This window comes from Rhodovulum sulfidophilum DSM 1374 (assembly GCF_001633165.1).
In the GTDB taxonomy this organism is placed as follows: Bacteria; Pseudomonadota; Alphaproteobacteria; order Rhodobacterales; family Rhodobacteraceae; genus Rhodovulum; species Rhodovulum sulfidophilum.
On record NZ_CP015418.1, the window covers coordinates 706,263 to 717,638 of the forward strand.

Below are 11,376 nucleotides of genomic sequence, written 5' to 3' on the forward strand. Positions count from 1 at the left end.
CGCAAGTCGGATCAGCCGGAGGAGGCGCGCGAGACGGCAGGCGTGTCGGAGGCTTTGGTCCGGGCGCTCGGGCGGAATTCGACCAGCATGCAGCCACCCGCGATGGGTTTGAGATGACAGTCGAGCCTCTGGCCGTCGCGGCGGACCAATTCGCAGCTCCAGGCCTCGCGCTGGCGGATGCGGCGCGGCAGCTCGGCGCCGGCCTCGGACGGGCTCGGCAGGCATTGCGCCCGCCATTGCGCGGTGGCGTCGGCGATGTCGGTGGTGCCCATCACCAGCCGCGGGTCCTCGCCCCAAAGCTCGGCATAGGCGCTGTTCGAGAGCGTCAGAATGCCGGCGCTGGAGAACACGACCATGGCCTCGGGCAGCGAGTCGATCACGGCCTGGCCGGTTTCGATCTCGCTGCGGAAGCGCCGGGTCATCGACATTTCGGTGCTGATATCCTCGAACAGGAAGGCCACCGCGCCATCGGGATGCGGCCGCCCGGTCACCCGGTAGACCTGCCCGCCGGGCAGCGTCCAGGTGTCGGAATAGACGCCGTCGCAGGCATCGCGTTCCAGCCGCAGGATCTGCTCGCGCCAGGACCGGAAGTTCTTGGGCTCGGGCATCATCCGGGTTTCGCGCAGCCGGTCGAGCAGGTTCAGAAGCGTGGGGCGGCCGGTCAGGAATTCGGGCTCGAGGTTGAACAGATCCGACATGGCCGGGTTGAACAGAACCAGTTCGCGCGTGCGGTTGAAGACGGCAAGCCCGATGGGCAGCTCGGCGAAGGTCTTGGTCAGGGTCTGGACGAAGTTGCGCAGCGCCGTCTCGGCCCGGACCGTGGCATCGGCCGGAAGCGCGAAATGCAGCGAGGCGCCATGGGTCTCGACCGAAACGCAGTCGAACCAGCGGTCGCGCTCGGCCCCGATATCGATGGCCTGGCGCCGCGGCGAGCCGGTTTCGCCGTGATCCTGCGAGAACAGCACCGGCAGCGGCCAGACGATCTGGCCTTCGTCATGGCGGCCGCGCACGATGTCGAGATAGGCGCTGTTGGCCCAGGCCACGCCTCCCTTCTCGTCGCGCTGCCAGGCCGGGGTGGGCATCGCCTCGACAACGTCGCGCAGGGTCTCCAGCTCGGCGGTCAGGGCGGCCAGGCTTTGGGCATCGGTCAGCCCTCCGGCCGGGTCGCTGAAACGCGGCATCTGCAGCGTCAGCCGGATCACACCGTCAAGCCAGACGGCGGTCAGCTGGGCCTCGCCCCCGGCCTCTGCAAGCAGCGCCGAGCCGTCCTTGGGCAGCCGTTCCATCCGTTCGGGAAAGCCGGGAAAGCGCGGCACGATCAGCGCGCAGAAGCGTTGCCAGTCGGTCAGCCCCTTCGGGCCGCCGGCCAGAAAGCGACGGCCGTCCGGGGTGGCATCGACGAGATGTTCGCCATCGAAGAGAAACACCATGTCGCCTTGGGTCTCGGCCGCGGCGTTGCGCGTTCGCCTGGGCAGGAAAGGCAGAATGAAAACTGCCGCCACTGCGCTTGTCAGCGAGATACCTGACAGTACCAGCGCAAATCCCCAGTCGATGTCCATGATGAGGTGAAAACCCTTTTTTGACCTCGTTCAGGAATCCGTCACCTTGGTTAATTTCTAGTTAACTCAACTTATGCGAGTATAAATGAATGAGTATCGCCTCAAGCTTCGATCAGGGTGTTTTCGCCGAGCGCGGCGAGCTGTGCCTCGGCGCTGACGCCGATCTTGGAGGCGGGCCATTCGACCTCGACGACGGCGCCGCGCTGATCCGAGCGCTCGGAGGTCAGCATCGGGTCGCGCCCATTGGCGAAGCTCAGGGTCGCGCCCGAACGTTCGAGCATGGTCTTGGCGATGAAGAGCCCAAGCCCCATGCCCTCGTATTCGGGACGCTTCTTCTGCTGCTCGGGGCTCTTGCGCAGACGGACGAAGGGATCGCCGATGCGGCCCAGCAGATGCGGCGGATAGCCCGGCCCGTCATCCATGATCCGCACGCTGATCTCGCCCTGGGTCCATTGCCCCATGACCCAGACCCGGCTTTCGGCGAAGTCCACGGCATTCTGGATCAGGTTCCTGAGCCCGTGGATCACCTCGGGGCGGCGGTAGATCACCGGCATCCGCGGACTGCCGCCATGGATCGGCTCGAAGCTGAAGATGATCTCCTTGCCGCGGTCCAGATGCGGCTCGGCCGCCTCGTCGATCACCGCCTTCAGCGGCGCGGTATGCATGTGCAGGTCGTCCTTGCCCGCCCGCCCCATCGACTGCAGGATGTCGCGGCAGCGATCGGCCTGCTCGCGCAGCGTCTCGATATCCTCGCGCAGGCCGGGCTTGTCATCGACCTCGTCCATGAGCTCCGAGCTGATCAGCTTGATCGTGGCCAGCGGCGTGCCGAGTTCATGCGCGGCGGCGGCGACGACGCCGCCCAGATCGGTCAGCTTCTGTTCGCGGGCCAGCGCCATCTGCGTCGCCAGCAGCGCGTCGGACATCTTGTTCATCTCCGAGGTGATGCGGTCGGCATAAAGCCCGAGGAACGAGATCCCGATCACCAGCGCCGCCCAGAAGCCGAACAGGAACAGATGCGGCAGCTGCTGGATCTCTCCCGAGGCATCGACGAGCGGCACGTAGTAGAAGGTCATCATCGTGATCAGCGCGAAAGCGGTATGGGCGATGAACAGCGTCGACATCCGCCCCAGCGCCGTCGCCGAGATGGTGACCGGCGTCAGCAGCATCAGCGCGAAGGGGTTGTTGAGCCCGCCGGTCAGGAACAGAAGCGCCGAAAGCTGCACCACATCGAACAGCAGCGTCAGCATCGCCTCTTTTTCCGACAGGCGCCGGTTCTCGGGATGGATCGCGACCGCGATCACATTGGCCAGCACGCTGGCGCCGATCACCAGCAGGCAGAGCCCCAGATCGAGCTGGATGTGGAAATAGAGATTGGCCACCGCGATGGCGACAACCTGACCGGCGATTGCGGTCCATCGCAGCAGGATCAGGGTCCGCAGGCGGATCCAGTTGCTGCGCTCGGTCGGCGGCAGCAGGCCGGTTGCGATATCGGACATCGGACCCCCAGGTTCAGGCTTGCCCCTTGTTAATCGGGGCGGCACGGTCGATCAATGAGACATGTACCGCGAGGACGGCAAGCGAAGGAGACGCGGATGAAACGGATCGTTCTGGCGGTTGCGGCCGCCGTGGCGCTGGTCGCGGTCGCGGGTCCCGCGCTGTTCATATGGGGTCCCTGGGCGCCCGAGGACCGCTTTGCCGACTGTCGCAGCGGGGGCCCGCGCCCGGGGCTTTCCGAACTCGGCGGCCCCTTCACCCTGACCGACCAGACCGGAACCACCATGACCGAGGCCGACGTGATCGCCGGGCCGACGCTGATCTATTTCGGCTATACCTTCTGTCCCGATGTCTGCCCGTTCGACAATGCCCGCAACGCCGATGCGGTCGATCTGCTGGAAGGCCGGGGCTACGAGGTGCGCCCGGTCTTCATCTCGGTCGATCCGGCCCGCGACACGCCCGAGGCGCTGGCGGCCTTCGCCTCGATGATGCATCCGCGGATGCTGGCCCTGACCGGCACGCCCGAGCAGGTGCAGGCCGCAAGTCGGGCCTATCGCACCTTCTACCGCATCCGCGACCCGGACGATGACTATTACCTGATCGACCACTCGACCTTCACCTATCTCGCCTTCCCCGGCGCGGGTGTGGTCGAGGCCTTCGAGCGGGACACCACGCCCGAGGACATGGCCGCGCGGGTGGCCTGCTTTGTCGATCACGCCCGGACCCGGCCCTGAGGCGAAACGAGTTAAATTGACCCTGCCGCGTTAACATTCTAGAACAACCGGAATATTACGCTCACCAGGAGGGTGTCGCATGGCTGAGCAGGAGTATGAAATCGGGGAAGACCCGTCGCTATTGATTGTCGACGACGACGAGCCGTTTCTCCGGCGTCTGGCGCGGGCAATGGAAAAACGCGGGTTCCAGCCGGAAATGGCCGAAACGGTCGCAGCGGGAAAGGCCATCGCCTCGGCGCGGCCGCCGGCTTATGCGGTCGTCGATCTCAGGCTTGAGGATGGGACCGGTCTCGACGTGGTCGAGACATTGCGCGAAAAGCGTCCCGATGCAAAGATCGTGGTGCTGACCGGTTATGGCGCCATCGCCACCGCCGTGGCGGCCGTCAAGGTCGGTGCGACCGACTATCTGTCGAAGCCCGCCGACGCCAATGACGTCACCGCGGCGCTTCTGTCGAATGGCGAGGCGCTGCCGCCGCCGCCCGAAAACCCGATGTCTGCCGACCGCGTGCGCTGGGAGCATATCCAGCGGGTCTACGAGCAATGCGACCGCAATGTCTCGGAAACCGCGCGCCGTCTGAACATGCACCGGCGGACGCTGCAGCGGATCCTGGCCAAGCGCAGCCCGCGCTGAAGCCAAGACCGGGGCTCCTCGGGTCGGGGGCCGTCAGATCCCGGCCTGCGGCCCCGCCGCCTGTCGCAGCCAGCCGATGAAGGCGCGCAGCCGGGGTGGGCGATGTCCCGGCCGGGTCACGATGTGATAGCCGAGCCCGAGGGATTCCTGCTCGAACAGCGCGGCGAGTCGGCCCGCCCTCAGATCGTCCTCGACCAGGGTGATCGGCTGGATCGACAGCCCGTAGCCGGCGCGCGTCGCGGCCAGCGACAGGCCGGTCGTCGGGAAGGATGTCGCGCGCACCCGCGTCCAGCTCAGCCCCGTGCTTTCCGCCCATAGCGCCTGTTCCGGGGAATCCTGCGCCGTCAGCCAGGTGAAGCGGGTCAGTTCGGCAAAGCTTCCGGGCCGGGGATCGCCCGTCAGCTCGGGCGTTCCGACGACGACGAAGCGGGTACTGGTCAGCAGTTCGGCCTCGAGCCCCGGCCATGCGCCGGAACCGTAGCGGATCGCCATGTCATAGCCGCCGGCCCGCAGATCCGCCAGCGCGGTCGAGGGGATCAGGGCCAGCTCGATCTCGGGATGCGTGGCCCAGAAGCTGCCAAGCCGGGGCATCAGCCAGTTCTCGGCAAAGGCGGGCGTCAGCGAGATCTTCAGCGGCGCGGCATCTTCGGTCGCCCGGACCTCGTCGATCCCTTCCTGGATCTTCCGGAACGCCTCGCCCAGGGCCGCGGCCAGCCGGGCGCCCTCGGGCGTTGCGGTCATGCCGCGGCTGTCGCGCCGGACCAGAGCCAGCTGCAGATGATCCTCCAGCGCCCGCACCTGCTGGGCGACGGCGGCATGGGTCACGTTCAAGGACCGCGCGGCCGCCGAAAAGCTCTCCAGCCGCGCGGTCGCCTCGAAGGCGCGCAGCGCCGTCAGGGGCGGCAGGCGGGTCCAGTCGATATCGGTCATCTGTTAGCTGGATTTACAGGGCAAAAGAATTCCTGACTCTCGGAGATTCCCTTCGAAGCGTAACAATAACAGGGTAACGCTTGAAGGAAAGGAGCCACCGATGTTCGGGATCCTGTCAGATATGCTTCTGCTGGCCTCGCGCCAGGAACACCGGATCAATCACCGTCTGCCCGACCGTCCGGTGGTGCCCGAGGTGCATCTGCCGCGCCGCCCCGCCCCCCGGCGGTTGCGCTAGAGACGCGCCATCAGCGCGGCATGGCGGGCGGTATAGGCCGTGCGCACCTCGACCGGCGGGCGCAGCCGGATTTCGAGCCCCTCGATCAGATCGGGCCGGGGCCGACCGAAGAACCGGTTCGCCTCGGCGGGCGCGAAACCCGCGATCTGGGTCGCCTCGAGCCAGGCCGACAGGCTGTCGGCGCGCTTGATCCTGGCCTTCACGGTCTTCGGCACCGCGGCGGGCAGGCCGAAGCGGATATGGATTGCCGAGGCCAGCCGCTTGTCGAGCTCGCCATAACTCGGGCCAACGGCGGCCTTCACCGGCGAGATCATGTCGCCGATGACGTATTCGGGGGCGTCATGCAACAGCGCCGCCAGTCGCCAGCGCACCGGCGCCTCGGGCTGGATCCGGCAGAAGATTTCCTCGACCAGCAGCGAATGCTCGGCCACCGAATAGGGATAGTCGCCCCGGGTCTGGCCGTTCCAGCGCGCCACGAAGGCAAGCCCGTGGGCGATGTCCTCGATCTCGATGTCGACCGGCGTCGGGTCCAGCAGGTCGAGCCTGCGCCCCGACAGCATGCGTTGCCATGCACGCGCTTGTTTCATGGTGATCCGTTTCTCCCGGGACGTCCGATTGCCACGGCGCGGCCGCATTGTCGAGCCATCCGCGTGATGGTATGTGCCGTTCTAGCCGACAATTACGAGGAGAGTAGCGCCATGGCGCCGGACTATATCGTCAAGGACATCGCGCTGGCCGGGTTCGGTCGCAAGGAATTGGACATTGCCGAAACCGAAATGCCCGGCCTGATGGCGCTCCGCGAGGAATACGGCGAGGCCAAGCCGCTGAAGGGCGCGCGGATCGCGGGCTCGCTGCACATGACGGTGCAGACCGCCGTGCTGATCGAGACGCTGGTGGCGCTGGGCGCCGATGTGCGCTGGGCGTCGTGCAACATCTTCTCGACCCAGGATCATGCCGCCGCCGCGATCGCCGAGGCCGGGGTGCCGGTCTTCGCCATCAAGGGCGAGACGCTGCCGGAATACTGGGATTATGCCGACAGGATCTTCCAGTTCGCCGAGGGCACGGCCAACATGATCCTCGACGATGGCGGCGATGCCACGCTTTACATCCTGCTGGGCGCGCGGGTCGAGAATGGCGAAGAGGACCTGATCGCCGTCCCGACCTCGGAAGAGGAAGAGGCGCTGTTCGCCCAGATCCGCAAGCGGATGGCCGAGACCCCCGGCTGGTTCACGAAACAGCGCGACGCCATCCAGGGCGTCTCGGAAGAGACCACGACCGGCGTGCACCGGCTTTATGACCTGCACAAGAACGGCCTGCTGCCCTTCCCGGCCTTCAACGTCAATGACAGCGTCACCAAGTCGAAATTCGACAACAAGTATGGCTGCAAGGAAAGCCTGGTCGACGGTATCCGCCGCGCCACCGACGTGATGATGGCGGGCAAGGTCGCCGTGGTCTGCGGCTATGGCGATGTCGGCAAGGGCTCGGCCGCGTCGCTTCGCGGCGCCGGTGCCCGGGTGAAGGTGACCGAGGTCGATCCGATCTGCGCCCTGCAGGCGGCGATGGACGGCTTCGAGGTGGTCGTGCTGGAGGATGTGGTGTCCTCGGCCGACATCTTCATCACCACCACCGGCAACCGCGACATCATCCGCATCGAGCATATGCGCGAGATGAAGGACATGGCCATCGTCGGCAATATCGGCCATTTCGACAATGAAATTCAGGTGGCCGCGCTGAAGAACCACAAATGGACCAATATCAAGGACCAGGTGGACATGATCGAGATGCCCTCGGGCGCGCGGATCATCCTGTTGTCCGAAGGCCGGCTGCTGAACCTGGGCAATGCCACCGGCCACCCGTCCTTCGTGATGTCGGCCTCCTTCACCAACCAGGTTCTGGCGCAGATCGAGCTGTTCACCAAGGGCGACCAGTACGAAAATCAGGTCTATGTGCTGCCCAAGCATCTGGATGAAAAGGTCGCCCGGCTGCATCTGGACCGGATCGGCGTCAAGCTGTCGACCCTGACGCCCGAGCAGGCCGCCTATATCGGCGTGACGCCCGAAGGCCCGTTCAAGCCCGAGCATTACCGCTACTGATCCTCGCGCGCATGTTGCGCGCGGCTGGCGCCGTCCGGATATCCGGGCGGCGCCTTGCTTTACGGGGATCGGGCCGCCGGGCTCAGAGAGCCTCGCCGAAGCCGAATGTCTCGGTCACATAGTCGATATCCTTGTCGCCGCGGCCCGACATGTTGACGAGGATCGACTTGCCCGGATTGGCCCTGGCCTCGCGCATCGCGAAGGCCACCGCATGGGCGCTTTCCAGCGCGGGAATGATGCCCTCGCGGCGCGACAGCTCGAAGAAGGCGTTCAGCGCTTCCTTGTCGTCGGCGGTGGTGTAGGTGACCCGCCCGGTCCGGTGCAGATGCGCATGTTCCGGCCCGACGCCCGGATAGTCGAGCCCCGAAGCGACGGTGTGCACCGGCGCCGGCTCGCCATTCGCGTCCTTCAGGACGATGGTGCGGAACCCGTGGATGTCGCCATCCTCACCAAAGGCAATGGAGGCGGCGTGATCGCCCAGATTGGACGAGGTGCCTGCGGGCTCGACCCCGTAAAGCGCGACGTCATCCTCGAGGAAGCCCGAGAAGATCCCCATCGCGTTCGAGCCGCCGCCGACGCAGGCCGCCACCATGTCGGGCAGCTCGCCGGTCATGTCCAGGAACTGTTCGCGCGCCTCGACACCGACCACATGCTGGAAGTCGCGCACCATCATCGGGAACGGGTGCGGCCCCACCACCGAGCCGATGGCGAAAAGCGCGTGATCGGCCTGGGCGATATAGCTTTCGAAGCAGCTGTCCACGGCCTCTTTCAGCGAGCGACCGCCAAAACCCACCGGCACCACATCGGCCCCCAGAAGCTTCATCCGGGTGACGTTGGGCGCCTCCTTGGCGATGTCGATCTCGCCCATGTGGATTTCGCACTCCATGCCGAAATAGGCCGCGGCGGTGGCCAGCGCCACGCCATGCTGGCCCGCGCCGGTTTCGGCCATCAGCTTGGTCTTGCCCATGAACCTGGCCAGAAGCCCCTCGCCCATGCAATGGTTCAGCTTGTGCGCGCCGGTATGGTTCAGATCCTCGCGCTTGGCGTAGATCTGGGCGCCGCCGCAAAGCTCGCTGAGATTCCTGAGATAGGAGACCGGCGTCGGCCGCCCCTGGAAATGGGTTCGGATATAGCGCAGCTCGCGGATGAAATCGGCCGATTTCGAGATCCGGTCATAGGCCTTGCGGATCTCGGCGAAATGCGGTTCCAGCGGTGGCGGCAGCATCGCGCCGCCATAGCTGCCGAAGAAGCCGTCTCGCGTCGGTGTGGTCTTGAGGTAGGTCATGTCGTCTTTCCACTCTGTCCTGGCCGAAAGTGATCAGACACCCTGCGCCCGACGGTCTCAAGACGCGAAAGCGACACATCCGGCGCCGCGGCCCGGGATTTTTCTTGCCAGGCAAACGGGGGCGCCTAGGCTCGGGGGGGGCTGCGAGGCCATCGGGGAAGAAGGAGGTGGAGAGATGGGCAAACGCGACGCGCTGATAGAGAAATACGCGCAGGATCTCAGGACGAAATGCGGTATGGAGCCCGACATGGATCTGCTGAGAAAGGTCACCATCGGCTGCGGTCCGGCGATCTACGATGCCGATGCCGAGCTTGTGGCGGCCCACCAGCCGGGCGAGATCGAGACGGTGCGGACCAATTTCCTGATCCGCAAGCTGGGTCTGCCGGACAGTCCCGACCTGACCGAGGCGATCCATGCCGCGATCGAGACCTATGGCGTCTCGAACCCGCACAAGTATCGCGCGGTGCTTTACTACATGCTGACCCGCCATTTCGGCAAAGAGCAGATCTACGGCTGACAGCCTTCTGGCGGGGGCACCGGATGCGGTCTCGGCGCGCCACTGTTTCCCAAAAGTCGTATAAAATGCCGAAGACATTGGGTTTGTACAAAGGGCGTGGTCGGCATATGGTCATCTCATGCCCGCCAGGACGGCAGGCCCTCATAGAATTCACGTGTGGTGCGCCAGGGTGCACGTGGGGTGATGGAGGGTTCTGCGCTTGCGGAACCCTCCATTCATAACCTCCCGCTCCGGCTTTGCCGCATCGTCTCCGGCGGAACCCTCCGCCTTGTCGGTTGTTCTCGTCCATGGGGGATAATGATCCCCCGGACGCCCAGAATGACCGGAGAATTTCCCATGACAGCTTCGCCCGTTGTGACATCGTTCCACGATGAGGCCACAGGCAGCCTGCAATATGTGATCCATGACCCCGCCACCCTCGACGGCGCCGTGATCGACCCGGTGCTCGATTTCGACCCGGCCGAGGCCCGCGTCACGACCGCCAATGCCGACCGGATTCTCGACCATGTCCGGGCCGAGGGGCTCAGGATCGGCTGGGTGCTCGACACCCATCCCCATGCCGATCATTTCTCGGCGGCGCATTATCTCGGCCGGGCGCTGGGCGCGCGGCGGGGCATCGGCGCGCGGGTGATCGAGGTGCAAGCGCTCTGGCGCGAGCTTTACAACCTGCCCGACGCCTTCCCCGCCGGGGGGCGCGACTGGGACCGGCTGTTTCGCGATGGCGACGAGATCGCGCTGGGCAACCTGACGCTGCGGGTGCTGGCGACGCCGGGCCATACGCTGGCCTCTGTCAGCTATCTGGCGGGCGATGCGGCCTTCGTCGCCGATACCTTCATGCGGCCCGATGCCGGAACCGCGCGGGCGGATTTTCCGGGCGGCAGCGCTTCGGTCCTGTACGATTCGCTCGGGCGGCTCCTGTCCCTGCCGGACGAGACGCGGATCTTCATCGGCCATGATTACCCCGAGGAGGGCGCGGCGGTTCAGCCGATGGCGACGGTGGCCGAGCAGCGCCGGAACGTGCATCTGGATGGCGCGACGCGCGAGGATTTCCTGAAGACCCGGCAGGCGCGCGATGCGACCCTGTCTCTGCCCGACCGCATGCTGGCCGCGCTGCAGGTCAACCTGCGCGGCGGTCGCCTGCCCGAGCCCGAGGATGACGGGCGGTCCTATCTCAAGATCCCGCTGAACCGGTTCTGAGCGCCGGGCGGGCCCTCAGAGCCCGCCCATCTCGCAGACGATCCGCCATTCCTCCTCGGTCACCGGCTGCACCGAGAGGCGCGAATTGTTGACCAGGACCATGTCGGCCAGCCGCGGCTCGGCCTTGCACATGTCCAGCGTGACCGGCCGGGGCAAGGGCGCGACCGCCTTGATGTCGACGCAGTCCCAGCGCGGATCGTCGGCCTTGCTGTCGGGATGGGCCTCGGCGATCACCTCGACGATGCCGACCACGGCCTTCTCGCTGAGCGAATGGTAGAAGAAGCCGCGATCGCCGATCTTCATGGCCCGCATGTTGTTGCGGGCCTGATAGTTGCGCACGCCGTCCCATTCCTCGCCGGCCGCGCCTTTCGCGACCTGATCGTCCCAGCCCCAGGTATTGGGCTCGGATTTGAACAGCCAGAAGGCCATCAGCCGACGACCTTCTTCCAGGCCTGCACAGAGACGCTTTCGAACAGGCCCGCCCCGGCATAGGGGTCGTTCGCGGCCCAGGCTTCGGCCGCCGCCTTGTCCTCGACATCGAGGATCACCAGCGAGCCGCACATCTCGCCCGCCTCATCCAGGAACGGCCCGGCCTGCGTCACGACGCCGGTCTCGGCGACATAGGCCAGATGCGCCTCGCGATTGGCCTTGCGGATCTCGAGATGGCCGGGCTTGTCCCGGCAGATCAGCGCGAAATACAT

The 11,376-nt window shown here is 65.9% G+C and carries 13 protein-coding genes; 6 read left to right on the plus strand and 7 right to left on the minus strand.

Annotated elements, in window-relative coordinates; all coding sequences use genetic code 11:
* Window positions 1–11 precede the first annotated feature (11 nt).
* Together A6W98_RS03500 and regB are read right to left on the minus strand one after the other, a co-directional pair.
* Complete coding sequence (locus A6W98_RS03500) at window positions 12–1,559, minus strand: PAS-domain containing protein (RefSeq protein WP_042457980.1); 1,548 nt, start codon at window positions 1,557–1,559, stop codon at window positions 12–14.
* Window positions 1,560–1,660: 101 nt separating this feature from the next.
* Window positions 1,661–3,055, minus strand: coding sequence for a sensor histidine kinase RegB (gene regB, locus A6W98_RS03505; RefSeq protein ID WP_042457986.1), 1,395 nt, complete (start codon window positions 3,053–3,055; stop codon window positions 1,661–1,663).
* Between the two features lie 96 nt (window positions 3,056–3,151).
* Here regB and A6W98_RS03510 point away from each other — a divergent pair, with 96 nt between their 5' ends.
* Together A6W98_RS03510 and A6W98_RS03515 are read left to right on the plus strand one after the other, a co-directional pair.
* Window positions 3,152–3,787: an SCO family protein gene (locus tag A6W98_RS03510; RefSeq protein ID WP_042457989.1), complete on the plus strand. Its 636-nt coding sequence runs from the start codon at window positions 3,152–3,154 to the stop codon at window positions 3,785–3,787.
* 79 nt (window positions 3,788–3,866) lie between these two features.
* Window positions 3,867–4,418 carry an ActR/PrrA/RegA family redox response regulator transcription factor gene (locus tag A6W98_RS03515; protein ID WP_042457995.1) on the plus strand — a complete coding sequence of 184 codons (552 nt, stop codon included), beginning with the start codon at window positions 3,867–3,869 and terminating at the stop codon, window positions 4,416–4,418.
* 33 nt (window positions 4,419–4,451) lie between these two features.
* Here A6W98_RS03515 and A6W98_RS03520 read toward each other — a convergent pair whose 3' ends face one another.
* Complete coding sequence (locus A6W98_RS03520; RefSeq protein ID WP_052677897.1) at window positions 4,452–5,348, minus strand: LysR family transcriptional regulator; 897 nt, start codon at window positions 5,346–5,348, stop codon at window positions 4,452–4,454.
* Window positions 5,349–5,448: 100 nt separating this feature from the next.
* Between A6W98_RS03520 and A6W98_RS22090 the strand changes: the two genes are divergently transcribed.
* Window positions 5,449–5,583 carry a hypothetical protein gene (locus A6W98_RS22090; RefSeq protein ID WP_264580075.1) on the plus strand — a complete coding sequence of 45 codons (135 nt, stop codon included), beginning with the start codon at window positions 5,449–5,451 and terminating at the stop codon, window positions 5,581–5,583.
* Here A6W98_RS22090 and A6W98_RS03525 read toward each other — a convergent pair.
* Window positions 5,580–6,170 (minus strand): HD domain-containing protein, encoded by a 591-nt coding sequence (locus A6W98_RS03525; protein WP_042457998.1) that lies wholly within the window; start codon window positions 6,168–6,170, stop codon window positions 5,580–5,582. The two genes, A6W98_RS22090 and A6W98_RS03525, sit on opposite strands and share 4 nt — an antisense overlap.
* 111 nt (window positions 6,171–6,281) lie before the next feature.
* Between A6W98_RS03525 and ahcY the strand changes: the two genes are divergently transcribed.
* Window positions 6,282–7,676 (plus strand): adenosylhomocysteinase, encoded by a 1,395-nt coding sequence (gene ahcY, locus A6W98_RS03530; RefSeq protein ID WP_042458000.1) that lies wholly within the window; start codon window positions 6,282–6,284, stop codon window positions 7,674–7,676.
* 82 nt (window positions 7,677–7,758) lie between these two features.
* Here ahcY and trpB read toward each other — a convergent pair whose 3' ends face one another.
* Window positions 7,759–8,961, minus strand: coding sequence for a tryptophan synthase subunit beta (trpB, locus tag A6W98_RS03535; RefSeq protein ID WP_042458002.1), 1,203 nt, complete (start codon window positions 8,959–8,961; stop codon window positions 7,759–7,761).
* Window positions 8,962–9,136: 175 nt separating this feature from the next.
* Here trpB and A6W98_RS03540 point away from each other — a divergent pair, with 175 nt between their 5' ends.
* Both A6W98_RS03540 and A6W98_RS03545 read left to right on the plus strand, forming a co-directional pair.
* Complete coding sequence (locus A6W98_RS03540; protein ID WP_042458004.1) at window positions 9,137–9,478, plus strand: DUF2853 family protein; 342 nt, start codon at window positions 9,137–9,139, stop codon at window positions 9,476–9,478.
* Between the two features lie 336 nt (window positions 9,479–9,814).
* On the plus strand, window positions 9,815–10,675 hold the full coding sequence (locus tag A6W98_RS03545) for an MBL fold metallo-hydrolase (protein ID WP_042458007.1): 861 nt from the start codon (window positions 9,815–9,817) through the stop codon (window positions 10,673–10,675).
* Window positions 10,676–10,690: 15 nt separating this feature from the next.
* Here A6W98_RS03545 and A6W98_RS03550 read toward each other — a convergent pair whose 3' ends face one another.
* Both A6W98_RS03550 and A6W98_RS03555 read right to left on the minus strand, forming a co-directional pair.
* Window positions 10,691–11,104 carry an EVE domain-containing protein gene (locus tag A6W98_RS03550; RefSeq protein ID WP_042458010.1) on the minus strand — a complete coding sequence of 138 codons (414 nt, stop codon included), beginning with the start codon at window positions 11,102–11,104 and terminating at the stop codon, window positions 10,691–10,693.
* On the minus strand, window positions 11,104–11,376 hold the full coding sequence (locus tag A6W98_RS03555) for a YciI family protein (protein ID WP_042458013.1): 273 nt from the start codon (window positions 11,374–11,376) through the stop codon (window positions 11,104–11,106). Before A6W98_RS03555 ends, A6W98_RS03550 begins: the two co-directional genes overlap by 1 nt.

Excerpts from the sequence above, each read along its gene's own strand:
- A6W98_RS03500 (WP_042457980.1), bottom strand. The coding sequence starts at position 1,559 with ATGGACATCGACTGGGGATTTGCGCTGGTACTGTCAGGTATCTCGCTG.
- regB (WP_042457986.1), bottom strand. The coding sequence starts at position 3,055 with ATGTCCGATATCGCAACCGGCCTGCTGCCGCCGACCGAGCGCAGCAAC.
- A6W98_RS03510 (WP_042457989.1), top strand. The coding sequence starts at position 3,152 with ATGAAACGGATCGTTCTGGCGGTTGCGGCCGCCGTGGCGCTGGTCGCG.
- A6W98_RS03515 (WP_042457995.1), top strand. The coding sequence starts at position 3,867 with ATGGCTGAGCAGGAGTATGAAATCGGGGAAGACCCGTCGCTATTGATT.
- A6W98_RS03520 (WP_052677897.1), bottom strand. The coding sequence starts at position 5,348 with ATGACCGATATCGACTGGACCCGCCTGCCGCCCCTGACGGCGCTGCGC.
- A6W98_RS22090 (WP_264580075.1), top strand. The coding sequence starts at position 5,449 with ATGTTCGGGATCCTGTCAGATATGCTTCTGCTGGCCTCGCGCCAGGAA.
- A6W98_RS03525 (WP_042457998.1), bottom strand. The coding sequence starts at position 6,170 with ATGAAACAAGCGCGTGCATGGCAACGCATGCTGTCGGGGCGCAGGCTC.
- ahcY (WP_042458000.1), top strand. The coding sequence starts at position 6,282 with ATGGCGCCGGACTATATCGTCAAGGACATCGCGCTGGCCGGGTTCGGT.
- trpB (WP_042458002.1), bottom strand. The coding sequence starts at position 8,961 with ATGACCTACCTCAAGACCACACCGACGCGAGACGGCTTCTTCGGCAGC.
- A6W98_RS03540 (WP_042458004.1), top strand. The coding sequence starts at position 9,137 with ATGGGCAAACGCGACGCGCTGATAGAGAAATACGCGCAGGATCTCAGG.
- A6W98_RS03545 (WP_042458007.1), top strand. The coding sequence starts at position 9,815 with ATGACAGCTTCGCCCGTTGTGACATCGTTCCACGATGAGGCCACAGGC.
- A6W98_RS03550 (WP_042458010.1), bottom strand. The coding sequence starts at position 11,104 with ATGGCCTTCTGGCTGTTCAAATCCGAGCCCAATACCTGGGGCTGGGAC.
- A6W98_RS03555 (WP_042458013.1), bottom strand. The coding sequence starts at position 11,376 with ATGTATTTCGCGCTGATCTGCCGGGACAAGCCCGGCCATCTCGAGATC.